This window comes from Micromonospora gifhornensis (genome assembly GCF_016863515.1).
Classification (GTDB): domain Bacteria; phylum Actinomycetota; class Actinomycetes; order Mycobacteriales; family Micromonosporaceae; genus Micromonospora; species Micromonospora gifhornensis.
Window position 1 is genome coordinate 78,733 of record NZ_BOPA01000032.1, and the last position, 15,242, is coordinate 93,974.

The following is a 15,242-nucleotide window of genomic DNA, read 5'->3' on the forward strand; positions in this document are numbered from 1 at the left end:
CCACCACTTTGTGGCCCCGATCATGGCGTAATCGGTGCCGGTAACCGCTCTCCCCGCCGTCGACCGGGGTGGAAGGAGCCGGTCAGAGGCGGCGGGCCTCGATGATGCGGGCCAGGAACTGGCGGGTACGCGGGTGGACGGGATCGGCGAGGACCTGGCTGGGCGGGCCGGACTCGATGACCCGGCCGGCGTCGAGGAAGCAGACCTGGTCGGCCACGTCGCGGGCGAAGCCCATCTCGTGGGTGGCCAGGATCATCGTCATGCCCTCGGTCTTGAGGTCGCGGATCATCGTCAGCACCTCACCGACCAGTTCCGGGTCCAGCGCCGAGGTGACCTCGTCGAGCAGCAGCAGCCGGGGCGAGTTGGCAAGCGCCCGTACGATCGCCACCCGCTGCTGCTGGCCGCCGGAGAGCCGGTCCGGGTAGGCGTCGGCCTTGGCCCCCAACCCCACCCGTTCCAGCAGCTCCCGGGCTCGGGCCTCCGCCTCAGCCCGCGCCCGGCGGTGCACCCGGCGGGGCGCGAGGGTGATGTTGTCCAGCACGCTCAGGTGCGGGAAGAGGTTGTACGACTGGAACACCATGCCGATGCGGCGGCGTACCTTGTCGGGGTCGACGCCGGGGGCGGTGATGTCCTCGCCGTCCAGCTCGATCGTCCCGTCGTGCAGGTCCTCCAGCAGGTTGACACAGCGCAGCAGGGTCGACTTGCCGGACCCGGAGGACCCGATCAGGGCCACCACCTGGTGTTCGGCCACGGTCAGGTCGAGGCCGTCGAGGACCACCTGGTCGCCGAAGACCTTGCGTAGCCCGCGGCACCGCAGGACGTCCATGCTCAGCCTCCGGACTGGCGTCGGGCCGCCCGCAGGGTGACCCGGTCGGTGACGGCGATCAGCGGAATGGCCAGCAGCACGAAGAGCACCCCGGCCACGATGTACGGCGTGTAGTTGAAGCTCTGCGCGGTGGCGATCTGCGCGGCCCGGACCGCGTCGATCGGGCCGGCCAGGGAGACCAGGCCGACGTCCTTCTGCAACGCCACCACGTCGTTGAGCAGCGGCGGGGCCACCCGCCGGACGGCCTGCGGCAGCACCACGTGCCGCATGGTCTGCCGGTAGGTCAGACCCAGCGACCGGGCCGCCGCGAGCTGGCTGGGATGCACCGACTCGATGCCGGCGCGGAACACCTCGGCCAGGTATCCGCTGTAGGTGAGCACCAGCGCGAGCCCGCCCAGCACCAGCACCGGCGGCATGCCCTGCAACCGCAGGCCCGGCACACCGAGGGTGAGCAGGTAGAGCACGATGATCAGGGGCAGGCCCCGGAAGGCGTACGTGTAGCTGGTGGCCAGCGCCCGGATCGGGAAGAAGACCGGCCCGCGCAGGGTACGCAGGATCGCGATCACCAGCCCGAGCAGCAGCGCGCCGATGGCGCAGCAGACCAGCAGCCGCAGGTTGAGCCAGAGCCCGGTCAGCACCGCCGGCAGCGCGTCCCGGGCGATCTGCGGGTCGAAGAACGAGGCGCGTACGCGGTCCCAGCCGGGCGCCCCGGTCACCGCGAACGCCAGCAGCGTGCCGACCGCCGCCGTGGAGGCGGCGGCGATCAGCACGCTCAGTACGGTCTGCCTGCGGCGGTACTCCTCTCGGGCCCGCTGGGCGGGGGAGGGGACGTACGAGGTAGTGCTCACGTGAGTTCAGGGGCTCCCGCGACCTGGGCCAGCCACTGCTGCTCCAACTGCTTCAACACGCCGTCGGCGGTGAGCTGCCCGACCGCGTTGCTGACGCACCCGGTCAGCGGGGAGCCCTTGTCCAGCAGCAGCCCGAACGCCTCCGGCGTGCCCACCTGCGGCAACTGGCCGACGATCACCGCGTCGTCGATCTCCGCGGCGGTGATGTAGAAGGCGGTGGGCAGGTCGACGACCAGGCCGTCGAGCTGACCGTTCTGCAGGGCCTTCTTGGCGTCGTCGTTGCTGTTGTAGACCTGCGGCTTCGTCGTCGGCTTCACCACGTCGGTGATCGCCTGGTAGCTGGTCGTGCCGACCTGGGCGCCGAGCTTGGCCTCGCGCAGGTCCGCCAGGCTGGTCTTGCCGGCGATCTTGGACGACTTCAGGGCGATGACGGTCTGCCGCACCAGGTAGTAGGGCGCGGTGAAGTCGACAGCCTTCTTGCGCTCGTCGGTGATCGAGAACTGGTTGATGTCGAAGTCGAAGGACTTCGGTCCGGGGGCGATCGCCGAGTCGAACTTGACCCGGGTCCAGACGACCTCGTCGCGGGTGTAGCCGAGCTTCTCCGCCACCGCGTAGGCCACCGCCGACTCGTAGCCCTGGCCGTTCTCGGGCTTGTCGTCGACGAACCACGGCTGGTAGGCCGGCTGGTCGGTGGCGATGGTGAGCTTGCCGGGGGTCTGGGTGGGCAGGTTCTCCTTCGCGCACGAGGCGGCGTCGGAGGTCGAGGGCGGGGGAGCGGGCTCGTTCTGCGGCGCGCAGGCGGTGACGGCGAAAAGGACCGCGCCGGCCGTGGCTAGCGTACGGATGCGTGGGGTGCTGACCATGGCCGACAGCGTACGACCACCATCGGCGGCTGCCGTAGAGCTGTCCCACCATGGTGGTAGGGAATACAGGGTCCCGCTCACCGGTCACCACCGGACCCGGTGCATGCCACGACCCGGGGCAACTGGGAGAATCCGGTTCCGTGAAGACGTTCGAGGAGTTGTTCGCCGAGCTGCAGGCCAAGGCCGCCGCCGGCACCCCCGGCTCGGGCACGGTCGCCGCGCTGGAGAAGGGGGTGCACTTCATCGGCAAGAAGGTGGTCGAGGAGGCCGCCGAGTCGTGGATGGCCGCCGAGCACGAGGGGCCCGAACGCACCGCCGAGGAGATCTCCCAGCTGCTCTACCAGGTGCAGGTGTTGATGCTCGCCAGCGGACTGGAGCTCAAGGACGTCTACCGACATCTCTGAGTGCCCGCCGTCGACTCTTGACCCGATCGAAGGAGCACTCCGTCATGCTGCGTGTCGCCGTACCTAACAAGGGCGCCCTGGCCTCCTCGGCCGCCGAGATGCTGCGCGAGGCGGGCTACCGCCAGCGCACCGACCCGAAGGACCTGGTCTGCCGGGACGAGGCAAACGACATCGAATTCTTCTACCTGCGACCGAAGGACATCGCCACCTACGTCGGCTCCGGTGACCTGGACGTCGGGATCACCGGCCGGGACCTGCTGATCGACTCCGGCGCGCCGGCCGAGGAGGTCGTCGACCTGAACTTCGGCCGGGCCACCTTCCGGTTCGCCGCCCGCCCCGACGACGTCCACGACGTCCAGGAGCTGGGTGGGCACCGGATCGCCACCGCGTACCCGGGGTTGGTCGAGCGTCACCTCGCCGAGCTGGGCGTCAAGGCCGAGGTGATCCGCCTCGACGGCGCGGTGGAGAACGCCATCCGGCTGGGCGTGGCCGACGTGGTCGCCGACGTGGTCGAGACCGGTGCCACGCTGCGCCAGGCCGGCCTGGTGGTCTTCGGTGAGCCGCTGCTGCGCTCCTCGGCGGTGCTGGTCCGCCGGGCCGGCGCGACCGCGCACCCGCAGGCGGAGCAGTTGCTGCGCCGGGTGCACGGGGTGCTGGTGGCCCGCCGGTACGTGATGCTCGCCTACGACGTGCCGGCCGGCCTGCTGGACCGGGCCAGCTCGTTGACCCCGGGCATCGAGTCACCGACCGTCTCGCCGCTGCACCGTGAGGGCTGGGTGGCGGTGGAGGCCATGGTGCTCCGCGACGACGTGCACCGGATCATGGACGAGCTCTACGACCTCGGCGCCCGGGCGATCCTGGTCACCAACATCCACGCCTGCCGGTTGTGACCGCTGTGGCGGATGGTGCCGCTGCGTGTGGCACCGTCCGCCGGGCCGGGGGCGGATGGCAGACTGGTGCCATGAGTCAGCGGGACGCAGCTCAGCGGGGTGCAGCGCAGCCGGGTGCCGACACGGCCGACCGTGGGCCGACGACCGGCGGCGAGCCGGTGCGGCTGCGGCCCCGGCGCATTCGGGTGGTCTGCTGGGTGTCGGCGGTCGTGGTGGTGGTGCTGTTCGCGGTGATCGCCACCACGCTGACCGGGCCGACCGGCAACGGCTACGGCACCTTCCAGCGCGGCGACCAGTTCGCCATGATCGGGCTCGGCGTGCTCTTCGCCCTCGGCGCCCTGCTGTTCACCCGTCCCCGGGTGGAGGCGGACGCGCGGGGGGTGCGGGTCCGCAACATCATCGGCTCGTACGAGCTGCCCTGGGAGGTCGTACGGGGGATCCGGTTCGATCGTGGTGCGCCGTGGGCCGCCCTGGAGCTGTACGACGACGATCTGTTGCCGGTGGTGGCGCTGCAGGCCGCCGACAAGCAGCACGCGGTCGACGGGGTGCGTGCCCTGCGCCGGCTGCACCAGGCGCACCTGACCGCCCTCGCCGAGCGCATCCCCGGCCCCTGACCACTGCCGGCCGTCCGGTGGCGGACAGCGCCGGTACCAGTGGCCGGTGCGACAGCGCGGGCGACACGGTGGGTCGGTTTGAGGCCCCGGTGACCGCGGGTGTAGTGTGGTCAGGTCGACCAGGCTGTCCGTGTGAGCGGACGGCCACGAAAGTGGGGCGCCTGCTCCCACCCGAGTTCGCCAACTGCGGCGGCCGGGTCCGGTCACCGGTTCCGGGCACGTCCCGGCTCCGGATGCGCGATCCTGTGATCGTGCCGACCGGTCGAGCGGGCCCTGGCATGCGCCGGGGCCTTCTGCTTTCCGCGCGGGTTCCCGACGGGAGCCGCACGGGTCGGCCACCGATGAAGAACCGACTCGAGGAGGCCCCATCAGCGTCGAACCACGCGTGAACGAGCAGATCCGGGCACGTGAGGTCCGACTGGTCGGCCCCGAGGGTGAGCAGGTGGGCATCGTCCCGCTGGAGCGCGCCCTTCAGCTGGCCGCGGACGTCGATCTGGACCTGGTCGAGGTTGCGCCGATGGCGCGCCCGCCGGTGTGCAAGCTCATGGACTTCGGCAAGTTCAAGTACGAGAGCGCACTGAAGGCGCGCGAAGCGCGGCGTAACCAGCAGCAGACCGTCATCAAGGAGATGAAGCTCCGGCCGAAGATCGACCCGCACGACTACGAGACCAAAAAAGGTCACGTGGTGCGGTTCCTCAAGGCCGGGGACAAGGTCAAGGTGACGATCATGTTCCGCGGTCGCGAGCAGAGTCGACCGGAGCTGGGCTACCGGCTCCTGCGCCGACTCGAGTCCGAGATCACGGAACTGGGATATGTCGAGTCCGCTCCTAAGCAGGACGGCCGAAACATGATCATGGTTCTCGCTCCGCACCGGGCCGTCAAGGCCTCCGCGGTCGCCGCCACGGCGTCGCGTGGTGGACCTCGGGAGCGGACCGCGGAGGATTCCGTGGCGGCTACCGAGCCCGCGGCGGCTACCGAGTCCGTGGCGGCCGGTGAGAGCGCAGCAGCCGGTGAGACCGGCGCGACCGCTGACACCAGCGGTCAGTAACAGGGGAGAAGACGTTCCACATGCCGAAGATGAAGAGCCACACGGGGACGGGTAAGCGGGTCCGCGTAACCGGCAAGGGCAAGATCATGAAGCAGCAGGCCGGTCTGCGCCACAACCTGGAGAAGAAGCCCTCCACCCGTACCCGGCGGCTGACGGGCGTGGTCGAGGCCGCCAAGTCCGACGTCAAGCGCCTCAAGAAGCTGCTCGGCCGCTGACGCGCGCCACCTGAGCCCAAGAAGGAGTTGAGATGGCACGCGTCAAGCGGGCTGTGAACGCCCAGAAGAAGCGCCGTACCCTGCTGGAGACCGCGAGTGGTTACCGCGGTCAGCGCTCCCGGCTGTACCGCAAGGCCAAGGAGCAGGTGCTGCACTCGATGCAGTACGCCTACCGGGACCGTCGCGACCGCAAGGGTGACTTCCGGCAGTTGTGGATCCAGCGGATCAACGCGGGTGCCCGCGCCAACGGCATGACCTACAACCGGCTGATCCAGGGCCTGCGCCTGGCCGGCATCGAGGTCGACCGCAAGATCCTGGCCGACATGGCCGTCAACGACGCCGCCGCGTTCGCGGCGATCGTCGAGCTGGCCCGGGCCGCGGTGCAGGCCGAGGGCACCGGCGGCGCGGCGGCTCAGGCCGCCTGATCCCCGCACAACGCAGCGAGGCGTCCCTCGATGAAGGGGGGCGCCTCGCGCGTGTGTGGTGAGGACACCATGCCCTTCACGCCGCGTACGCCCAGGGTGGTCGCCGCCCGCCGGCTGCAACGCCGCCGCGACCGCGAGGCCACCGGCCGGTTCCTCGCCGAGGGACCGCAGGCGGTCCGCGAGGCCCTGGCCCGTTCCCGGACGGTGCTCGAACTGTTCGGTACGCCCACCGCGCTCGACCGGTACGCCGACCTGGCAGCGGCCGCCGCCGGTGCCGACGTACCCGTCTCCGAGGTGACCGACGAGGCGCTCGCGGCGCTCGCCGAGACCGTCGCCCCGCAGGGCCTGGTCGCCGTCTGCCAGCACCTCGACGTGCCGCTGGCGGCCGCGCTGTCGCGCGGTCCGCGGCTGGTCGCGGTGCTGGCGGGCATCCGGGACCCGGGCAACGCCGGCACCGTGTTGCGGACGGCCGACGCGGCCGGCGCCGCGGCGGTGGTCTTCGCCGGTGAGGCGGTCGACCCGTACAACGGCAAGTGCGTCCGGTCGTCGGCGGGCAGCCTGTTCCACGTCGACGTGGTGCGCGAACGCGACCCGGCGGCGGTGGTCGCCGCCGCCCGCGCCGCCGGTCTGGTGGTGCTCGCCGCGACCGGCTACGGCGAAGCGGATCTCGACGACCTGGCCGACGCCGGCCGGCTGGCCGCCCCCACCGCCTGGCTGTTCGGGTCCGAGGCGCACGGGCTGCCCGACGAGCTGATCGCCGCGGCCGACGCCCGGGTCCGGGTGCCGCTGCACGGGCGGGCCGAGAGCCTCAACCTGGCTGCGGCCGCGGCGGTCTGCCTGTACGCTTCGGCGAGAGCCCAGCGCTGACATGAGATCACGCGCAGGAACAGGATCACGTGCAGAGCAGAGCACGAGGAGAGCGGCCGGTGATGGTGGACGCACCACGGCGTACGTTTAGCCAGCCCGCCGGTGTCGGCGGGCGGCGAGCCTGACCTGCTCTCCGCACCACTCCCACCGGCGGGCTGCGGCGCAGCCGCGCGTCCGTAGACTCGCTTCGCCGCCTGAGAGGGCCGGCGCCGCCGTGAGGAGTGCCCGTACGCCATGACCTACCGCAACGATCCGTACGACCCGAAGCAGGTCGCCCTGCTCGACCCGGCCGCCCTGGCCGAGGCCGTGACCGAGGCCGAGAAGGCTTTCGCCGCCGCCGGTGACCCCGACGCGCTGGCCGCGCTCCGCCCCGCGCACCTCGGCGACCGGGCTCCGGTCTCGCTGGCCCGTCGGGAGATCGGCGCGCTGCCGCCCGCCGCCAAGGCCGACGCCGGCAAGCGGGTCAACGAGGCCCGTCGCAGCATCGAGCAGGCCTACGCCGCCCGGTCCGAGGTGCTCGACCGCGAGCAGGCGCAGCGGGTCCTGGTCGCCGAGCGCGTCGACGTGACGCTGCCCTACGACCGACGCCCGCGTGGTTCCCGGCACCCCGTCAGCGTGCTGATGGAACAGATCAGCGACCTGTTCATCGGGATGGGCTACGAGGTGGCCGAGGGCCCCGAGGTCGAGTTGGAGTGGACCAACTTCGACGCGCTCAACATCCCCGTCGACCACCCGGCCCGGGGCCTGATGGACACCTTCCACATCGCACCGTCGGAGGAGTCGGGGCTGGTGCTGCGTACCCACACCTCGCCGGTGCAGGCGCGCACGATGCTGACCCGCAAGCCGCCGATCTACGTGGTGGTGCCCGGCCGGGTCTACCGCACCGACGAGTTGGACGCCACCCACTCGCCGGTGTTCCACCAGGTCGAGGGCCTGGTGGTGGACAAGGGCATCACCATGGCGCACCTGCGCGGCACGCTCGACCACTTCGCCCGGGCCATGTTCGGCGAGGGCGCGAAGACCCGGTTCCGGCCGCACTACTTCCCGTTCACCGAGCCGTCGGCGGAGTTCGACGTGTGGTTCCCGGAGCACCGCAAGGGCCCACAGTGGGTCGAGTGGGGTGGCTGCGGCATGGTCAACCCGCGGGTGCTGCGCGCCTGCGGCATCGACCCGGAGGTCTACTCCGGGTTCGCCTTCGGCATGGGCATCGACCGCACCGTGATGTTCCGACACGGGGTGGGCGACATGCGGGACATGGTCGAGGGCGACGTCCGGTTCACCCGGGCGTTCGGCCACGGGGCGTAGTGCGGGCGCGCGAGTTACGGAGACGGTGGTAACGAGTCATGCGAGTTTCTGTCAGTTGGTTGCGGGAGTACGTCGACCTGCCGGACCTGCCCGCCGCCGAACTGGAGCGGGCCCTGGTCGACCTCGGCATCGAGGTCGAGTCCATCGTGGACCTGTCCACCACGGTCACCGGGCAGCTGGTGGTCGGTGAGGTCCTCGACATCGAGGAGTTGACCGGCTTCAAGAAGCCGATCCGGTTCTGCCGGGTGAACGTGGGCGCCGCCAACGGCACCGGTGAACCGCAGGAGATCGTCTGCGGGGCGCGCAACTTCGCCCCCGGCGACCGGGTCGTGGTGATCCTGCCCGGCGGGGTGCTGCCGGGCGGCTTCGCCATCGGCGCCCGCAAGACGTACGGGCGCAACTCCCACGGCATGATCTGCTCCGCCAAGGAGCTGGGTCTGGGCGACGACCACTCCGGCATCCTGGTGCTGCCCGAGCACGTCGCCGCCAAGCCCGGCGACGACGCCCGTCCCGTGGTCGGGCTCGACGACATCGTCGTCGAGGTGGAGGTCACCCCCGACCGGGGCTACCAGATGTCGCTGCGCGGGCTCGCCCGCGAACTGGCGCACGCCCTCGGCCTCAGCTTCCAGGACCCGGGTCGGGTGCCCGCCACGCCGGGCACCGCCCAACCGGCGTACCCGGTGGAGGTCCGCGACCCGGTCGGCTGTGACCGGTTCGCGGCCCGGATGGTGCGCGGCGTCGACCCGACGGCGCAAACCCCGCAGTGGATGCAGCGGCGGCTCACCGTCGCCGGCATCCGCAGCATCTCGCTGCCCGTCGACATCACCAACTACGTGATGCTCGAACTCGGGCAGCCGATGCACGCCTTCGACGCCGACCGTCTCGCCGGCCCGCTTGTGGTCCGCCGGGCGGTACCGGGGGAGAAGCTGACCACGCTCGACGGGGTGACCCGCGCCCTCGCCCCCGAAGACATGGTCATCTGCGACGCCGGCCTGCCCAACCCGGTCGCGGGCGACGGTGACGGGGTGCCGATCTCGCTCGCCGCCGTGATGGGCGGCGAGACCAGTGAGGTGCTGCCCAGCACCGTCAACGTGCTGTTCGAGGCCGCGCACTGGGACCCGGCGATGGTGGGGCGTACCGCGCGTCGGCACAAGCTGTTCAGCGAGGCGGCGAAGCGGTGGGAGCGAGGCGTCGACCCGGCCCTGCCGCTGGTCGCCCTGGACCGGGCGGTCGCCCTGCTCACCGAGCACGCGGGCGGCACCGCCGGCGACGAGGTGCTGGACATCGACCACGTCGTGGCGCGTACCCCGGTGACGCTGCCGGTCGACCTGCCCAGCCGGCGGGTCGGTGTGGCGTACCCGCCGGCACGGGTGGTCGCCCTGCTGGAACAGGTCGGCTGCACCGTGGCGCGCGGCACCGACCGGCTCGCCGAGGATCCCGGCGAGGTGGCCGTCGTCGCGGGTGACGTCGACGTCCTCAGCGTCACCCCGCCGACCTGGCGGCCCGATCTGACCGACCCGGCCGACCTGGTGGAGGAGGTGGTCCGCCTCGACGGGTACGACAAGGTGCCGTCGCTGCTGCCCACCGCACCGCCCGGCCGGGGGCTGACCTGGCAGCAGCGGCGTAACCGGGCGGTGTCCCGGGCGTTGGCCGAGCGCGGCTACGTCGAGGTGCTGGCGCACCCGTTCGTCGCCACCGACCTGGCCGACCAGTTCGCCCTGCCCGCCGACGACCCGCGTCGCCAGGCGGTACGGGTGGCCAATCCGCTCTCCGACGAGGAGCCGCTGCTGCGGACCACGTTGCTCGGCCCGCTGCTCGGCATCGTCCGCCGCAACCTCGGTCGTGGCCTGCGGGACCTGGCGCTCTACGAGATCGGTGTGGTCTTCCAGCCACGCCCGGGTGCCGGCAGCCCGCCGGCCATGGGTGTGGATCGGCGGCCCACCGACGCCGAGTTCGCCGCCGCCGACGCGGTGGTCCCGCACCAGCCCCGGCACGTCGCCGTCGTGCTGACCGGCGACATCGAGCCGGCCGGCTGGTGGGGTGCCGGGCGACCGGCCACCTGGGCGGACGCCGTGGAGGCGGGCCGTGAGGTCCTCGCCGCCGCCGGCATCCCGGCCGACCGGATCGAGGTACGGGCCACCGAGTACGCCCCCTGGCACCCCGGCCGCTGCGCGCAGCTGCTTGTCGACGGGACGGTCGTCGGTCACGCCGGGGAACTGCACCCGGCGGTGCTGGCCACACTGGAGCTGCCTCGGCGTACCAGTGCCATGGAACTGGACCTGGACGCGTTGCCGGCGGCGCCGGTGCTGCCCGCGCCCGGAGTCTCCGGCTTCCCGCCGGCCCTGATCGACGTGGCGTTGGTGGTCGACGAGGCGGTCCCCGCCCAGGACGTCCAGCAGGCCCTCACCGAGGGCGCCGGTGAACTGCTGGAGGCGGTGCGCCTGTTCGACGTGTACGCCTCGGAGCAGCTCGGTGCCGGCCGCAAGTCGCTGGCCTACAAGCTCACCTTCCGGGCACCCGACCGCACCCTCACCGTCGAGGAGGCCGTGGCCGCCCGCGACGCCGCGGTGGCCCGCGCCACCGAACGCGTCGGCGCCACCCTCCGCGGCGCCTGAGATGTAAGGAAGGGCCCCTTCTTATCGCCTCGTGCATAGGAAGGGGCCCTTCTTAACATTCGTCGGCGTGGATCTGCCCGACCTGCTGAAGGCCGGGCAGATCCCGGACGGTCATCCGGCGGTAGTCGGTGTCGACCAGCCCGTCGGTCCGCAGCTCCCGGAGGATTTTCTGGACCGAGGTCTCGGATGCGCCGCAGATGGAGGCCAGTTCCGGCTGGGTGAGTCGCACGTCGATGACGACGCCGTCGGGGGTCTGGCGGCCGTGGGTTCGGGACAGTTCGGCGATCACCCGGGCGACTCTGATCTTGACCGGGTATGAGGAGAAGTCGATCCGTCGGCGGTTCGACCAGCGCAACCGGTCGGAGACCATGGCGGCGAGTTCGAGCGCGGCGTCCGGGTTTTCTCTGAGGAACGCGCGGAACCGCTCCGAGCTGATCACGCTGTAGCGGGCGGCGCTGCAGGTGGTGACAGTCGCGGAGCGTGGCCGGTCGTTGAGTGCCGACATCTCGCCGACCAGGTCACCGCCGACGCGTAGGGACAACAGTGCCGTGCGGCCGTCGGGCAGGGCGGCGGTGACCTTCGTCAGGCCCTCTTCGATCAGCACCAGGTGGGATTGCTGCTGTCCTTCGTGGATCAGGATCTGGCCGGCCGGGACCTTGCGACGTACGCCGAGCCCCAACAGGGCGGACCGTACGGGTGGACTGAGCCGTTGCAGAAAGGTGCCGTAGGGCCACTGCGGGTTCTGGGCAGGTTCGTGCCGCATCCAGGCTCCCACTCTGCTCAAGCGACGACAGCGTCCGCAGCGTAACCGTCCGACTGCGATACGTCTGACCCGTCGTGCCAGCACCACTGCGAGCAGGTAGGCGACGAGCAGGCCGAGTGTGAGGTGCAGGTCCAGGCCCAGCTCCAACAGCACGTCGATCGGGACGCTCCACATGCGACCAGTGGATCCTGGACAGCTGCCCGACATACCCGCGTCGTGCGGGATGACTGCTGACGGACATTGCCACCGAAGCCGTACTTCTACGGGGTCTCTGGGCGTCGACCCCAGTTGGATGTCGCTCGTGCCCGGTCCTCGCGGACCGGGGTGAGGAGGGTGACGAGATGCAACATCCGGAGCGGCGGTTGTTGGTCTGCGTGGACATGGAGCGCTACAGCCGGCGCGGCAACGTCCAGCAGTACGAGGCCCAGCAGGACTTCCATCGGCTGCTGCGTGAGGCAGCCGACGGGGTGGGCATGGATCGTGTCGGCTGGGCGACGCAGCAGGCGGGAGACGGGGAACTGGCCATCCTGCCCCGGGCCATTCCCGAGGCGAGGGTGATCGGACGGTTCCTGCCGGAACTGAACCGGCGACTGCGGCAGTACAACGCCAGCCGTCTCCCGGTGGCCCGTATCCGGCTACGCGTGGCGGTACATCAGGGCATGGTGCATCTGGACGGGGCCAACGGTTTTCCCGGCCAGGCGGTCGTCATGGTCAGTCGGCTCTGCGACGCGACACCGGTGCGCCGAGCGTTGGCGGCCTTCCCGGACGCCGGAGTTGCCCTGGTGGTCTCCTCCGAGATCTACCGGGACGTGGTGACCGAGTACCCGGAGGAGATTCGGCCGGACCGGTTCCGGCGCATCGAGGTGGTCCAGCCAGAGAAGGGGTTCTGTGAGCCGGCGTGGCTCTGTGTTCTCGACGAGGATGTGACCTCGTGGCGGGACGAGTCGTCGCCCGGCCCGCAGCCATCGCCGCCGAACGAGGTGGCCCAGCCGGGCGAGGCGGCGCCGCCGAGCGGGGAGAGCGGAACCGTGCGCGGTGGTGAGCCGCCGGCCGGCGGCATCCGTACCGGCAACATCCGGGTCAACGGCCAGAACGCCGTGGGACCGGGCGCGGTGGCGATCGGATCCATCGGTCGTGACGCCATCCTGCGCCCGGACGTGGACCGATGAACGACCGATATCCGGAGCCGGTCCCCGGGGCCGCGACGAAGCCCACCGACCCGGCCACCTTCGGCGAGACTGGCGCATCTGGCCCGGGCCAACCCGGGCATCCCGGTGCGGCCGAAGCCGGACCAGATGCCGGCGGCGATCCGGGTCAGGAAGGTTCCGGTGATCCGCCGGGCGGTGCCGCCACCGGATCGGCGCCAGACGCGGACGTCGATTCGACTCCGAACGACGAGACGGACGACGGCGATGAGGAGGACCGTGAGGATTCGCTCGACTCCGGTGACGTGCTGCGCCGGCTGGCCGGTCTGTTCGGTGACGCGGGGATCGATGCCGGCAACATGTACGTCCGAGGCCAGAACGCGACCGGGCACGGCGCCCTCGCCATCGGTACGGTCAATGTCACTGCGGCGTCCGACTCGGTGGACGGACGCCGGGTCTGGTCGGAGACGCTCAGTGAGACGACCGTGCTGGACCTGGTGCGGGGTTACGCGCCCGCCGGCAGCGACCAGCAACTCGAGCACCATCTGAAGCAGCGCCATCTGGTGTGCCTGTCCGGACCGCCGGGCAGCGGAAGACTCACCTCAGCGCTGGTCGCCTCGGCTCGCAGGCACGGTGTCGGCGGGGTGAACATCCTCGGGGTCGAGCAGCTCACCGATGTGTTCCGGACGAAGCTGGGTCAGCGCCGGGGCAGCGGCTACGTGCTGCGGTTGACCGACGAGATGGTCGGTGCGCTGGACGGTTACACCCTGATGGGGCTCGCCGAGCGGGCTGCGGCCAATGCCATGACACTGTTGCTGGTCGGCGATTTCTCCCGTCGTGTCCAGGACCTCGCCGGGCACGTCGTCGAGCACCGCCCGGCACCTGCGGCCGAGGTGTTCCGGGCCGGCTTACGGCGGGAGTTGGCCGGGCGCTGTGTGGGCTTCTGCGCTGGCCACTGTGTCGGCGAGTGCGTGGATCAGTACGTCGACGAGGAATGCCTCCGGCATCAACTGCTCTCGGTGTACCTGGCCGGAGCACCTCGGCCCCGCGAGGTCGTCCCCGTCGTGGCGGCGCTCGCGCAGACGGTGCCGCGCGCCAGGGCACTGACGGACCGGCTGGCGCAACTGCTGCCCCGACAGCTTCGCGAGCGTGCCGCACAGATCCTCGACGTGCCGGCCGACGCCGGTGCCTCGGTGGGCTGGTCCGCCGAGCAGGCACGAGCCTTCCGGCTGGCCTGCGTGGTTTTCGCCGGACTGTCGACGGTCGAGATCCGCCTCGCGGCTGACCGGTTGGTGTCCGGTCCGGAGGGGGCACAGTCGGCCACGGTACGTCTGCGCGGCGTCACCCTCGACGAGGTGCTCGGACCGATGCTGCGCGGTGCCATCGTGATACCGGAGGAGGACTGGGCGACCGGCGGCATCCGGATGCAGTTCACGGCCGGTACCGAGCAGCTGCGCTCCGCTGTCCTGGATGTGGCCTGGACCGACTGGTGGACGCCCCGGGCCCTGCTCGGCTGGTTCGCGGACATGGTGCGGGCCGACCAGCCGGACGTACGGCAGGCGGCAGCCGCCGCCATCGGATGGTCGGCCGGCCGGGACGTGCAGACGGCCCTGGACACTGTGCGCGACCTGGCCCGGGAGCGGCGAGCGAGCGTTCGACAGGCGGCCGCGATCGTTCTCGTCGCGATTGCGATGCAGCCGCGGTTGAGGCAGCGGGTCAGCGTCGAGTTGGACCGCTGGGCCGCCGGGCCGGCGGCACATCTGCGCGACACCGTCGCCCGCGCCCACGAACTGGGGCTGGCCCGGCTGTGGCCGGACGCCGCCCTGGTGCAGCTCCGACTGGTCGCCTCCGGGCGGATGCAACGCTGGCACAACTCGGTCGTACGGGGCTTGGTCGAGGTCTACCAGGGCGGACACGGGGCTGCTCTGGTGACGTCGCTGGCGCAGTGGGCCAGCTCGACCGACCGGGAAGACCGTGAGGTGCGGCTGCACGCCGCGCGAACGTTGCGAATCCTGGCCGAACGGTGGGCTCGACCACCTCGGGAACACTGGCCGGAACTGCTGGATCTGGCGCGTAGGGAGATCATCTCCGTCGACGACCTGGCAACTCTCTGGGCGACAGCGCTGAGCATGCCCGAGACGGCGTACCGATCCTGGCGGACGCTCGGCTTCTGGTTCAGCCGGGCGGACGGTCAGGCCGAGGTGTCCGCGCACGTGCTGGCGCTGCTGCGGCTGGTGCTGGCCGGACGGCCTCCGCTGCGTCGTCGGCTCCATCACCAGCTACGGCACGTCTGGCGCCCGGTCATGCCCGGGTGCGCCCTGCTCAACGACGTCGAAACCCTGACCTTTGAGGACGCCTGATGACGACTGGACCTTCCGGGACCTCCCACCTGCGGCAGGGTGTGCCGCCGCGGC

15 protein-coding genes are annotated in these 15,242 nt (G+C 71.2%); 11 read left to right on the top strand and 4 right to left on the bottom strand.

Translation table 11 applies throughout. From position 1 onward, the window contains the following. Window positions 1-82 precede the first annotated feature (82 nt). From Vgi01_RS22025 to Vgi01_RS22035, 3 genes are read right to left on the bottom strand one after another with little or no spacing between them, the layout of a single operon-like run. A complete protein-coding gene (locus Vgi01_RS22025) occupies window positions 83-826 on the bottom strand; it encodes an amino acid ABC transporter ATP-binding protein (RefSeq protein ID WP_102659307.1) in 744 nt (247 codons plus the stop codon). 2 nt (window positions 827-828) lie between these two features. Further along, window positions 829-1,674: an amino acid ABC transporter permease gene (locus Vgi01_RS22030; RefSeq protein WP_126712527.1), complete on the bottom strand. Its 846-nt coding sequence runs from the start codon at window positions 1,672-1,674 to the stop codon at window positions 829-831. Next, window positions 1,671-2,537 (bottom strand): ABC transporter substrate-binding protein, encoded by an 867-nt coding sequence (locus Vgi01_RS22035; RefSeq protein ID WP_204292220.1) that lies wholly within the window; start codon window positions 2,535-2,537, stop codon window positions 1,671-1,673. Before Vgi01_RS22035 ends, Vgi01_RS22030 begins: the two co-directional genes overlap by 4 nt. A gap of 140 nt (window positions 2,538-2,677) precedes the next feature. Between Vgi01_RS22035 and Vgi01_RS22040 the strand changes: the two genes are divergently transcribed. The 9 genes from Vgi01_RS22040 to pheT all read left to right on the top strand — a co-directional run bounded on the left by Vgi01_RS22040 (window position 2,678) and on the right by pheT (window position 10,920). Continuing rightward, entirely contained in the window at window positions 2,678-2,941 is a 264-nt protein-coding gene (locus Vgi01_RS22040) for a phosphoribosyl-ATP diphosphatase (protein WP_013732805.1), read from the top strand. 44 nt (window positions 2,942-2,985) lie between these two features. Then, window positions 2,986-3,831, top strand: coding sequence for an ATP phosphoribosyltransferase (gene hisG / locus Vgi01_RS22045; protein ID WP_102659305.1), 846 nt, complete (start codon window positions 2,986-2,988; stop codon window positions 3,829-3,831). Between the two features lie 71 nt (window positions 3,832-3,902). Beyond that, the gene (locus Vgi01_RS22050; RefSeq protein WP_239089101.1) at window positions 3,903-4,445 is read left to right on the top strand and encodes a PH domain-containing protein; all 543 of its coding nucleotides are present in this window, start codon (window positions 3,903-3,905) and stop codon (window positions 4,443-4,445) included. A 385-nt stretch (window positions 4,446-4,830) separates the two neighbouring features. After that, window positions 4,831-5,493, top strand: coding sequence for a translation initiation factor IF-3 (infC, locus tag Vgi01_RS22055; protein WP_102659304.1), 663 nt, complete (start codon window positions 4,831-4,833; stop codon window positions 5,491-5,493). Between the two features lie 20 nt (window positions 5,494-5,513). Then, window positions 5,514-5,708 (top strand): 50S ribosomal protein L35, encoded by a 195-nt coding sequence (rpmI, locus tag Vgi01_RS22060; RefSeq protein ID WP_013732809.1) that lies wholly within the window; start codon window positions 5,514-5,516, stop codon window positions 5,706-5,708. A 32-nt stretch (window positions 5,709-5,740) separates the two neighbouring features. After that, entirely contained in the window at window positions 5,741-6,133 is a 393-nt protein-coding gene (gene rplT, locus Vgi01_RS22065; protein WP_013732810.1) for a 50S ribosomal protein L20, read from the top strand. 69 nt (window positions 6,134-6,202) lie between these two features. Next, window positions 6,203-7,000 carry a TrmH family RNA methyltransferase gene (locus Vgi01_RS22070; protein WP_204292221.1) on the top strand — a complete coding sequence of 266 codons (798 nt, stop codon included), beginning with the start codon at window positions 6,203-6,205 and terminating at the stop codon, window positions 6,998-7,000. A gap of 234 nt (window positions 7,001-7,234) precedes the next feature. Continuing rightward, window positions 7,235-8,305, top strand: coding sequence for a phenylalanine--tRNA ligase subunit alpha (gene pheS, locus Vgi01_RS22075; protein ID WP_102659302.1), 1,071 nt, complete (start codon window positions 7,235-7,237; stop codon window positions 8,303-8,305). A gap of 38 nt (window positions 8,306-8,343) precedes the next feature. Beyond that, window positions 8,344-10,920, top strand: coding sequence for a phenylalanine--tRNA ligase subunit beta (gene pheT, locus Vgi01_RS22080; protein WP_204292222.1), 2,577 nt, complete (start codon window positions 8,344-8,346; stop codon window positions 10,918-10,920). Window positions 10,921-10,972: 52 nt separating this feature from the next. Here pheT and Vgi01_RS22085 read toward each other — a convergent pair whose 3' ends face one another. Further along, complete coding sequence (locus tag Vgi01_RS22085) at window positions 10,973-11,683, bottom strand: Crp/Fnr family transcriptional regulator (protein WP_204292223.1); 711 nt, start codon at window positions 11,681-11,683, stop codon at window positions 10,973-10,975. Window positions 11,684-12,024: 341 nt separating this feature from the next. Between Vgi01_RS22085 and Vgi01_RS22090 the strand changes: the two genes are divergently transcribed. Together Vgi01_RS22090 and Vgi01_RS22095 are read left to right on the top strand one after the other, a co-directional pair. Continuing rightward, window positions 12,025-12,852, top strand: a complete 828-nt coding sequence (locus Vgi01_RS22090) for a hypothetical protein (protein WP_204292224.1) — start codon at window positions 12,025-12,027, stop codon at window positions 12,850-12,852. Further along, window positions 12,849-15,188, top strand: coding sequence for a hypothetical protein (locus Vgi01_RS22095; protein ID WP_204292225.1), 2,340 nt, complete (start codon window positions 12,849-12,851; stop codon window positions 15,186-15,188). Before Vgi01_RS22090 ends, Vgi01_RS22095 begins: the two co-directional genes overlap by 4 nt. Window positions 15,189-15,242 lie beyond the last annotated feature (54 nt).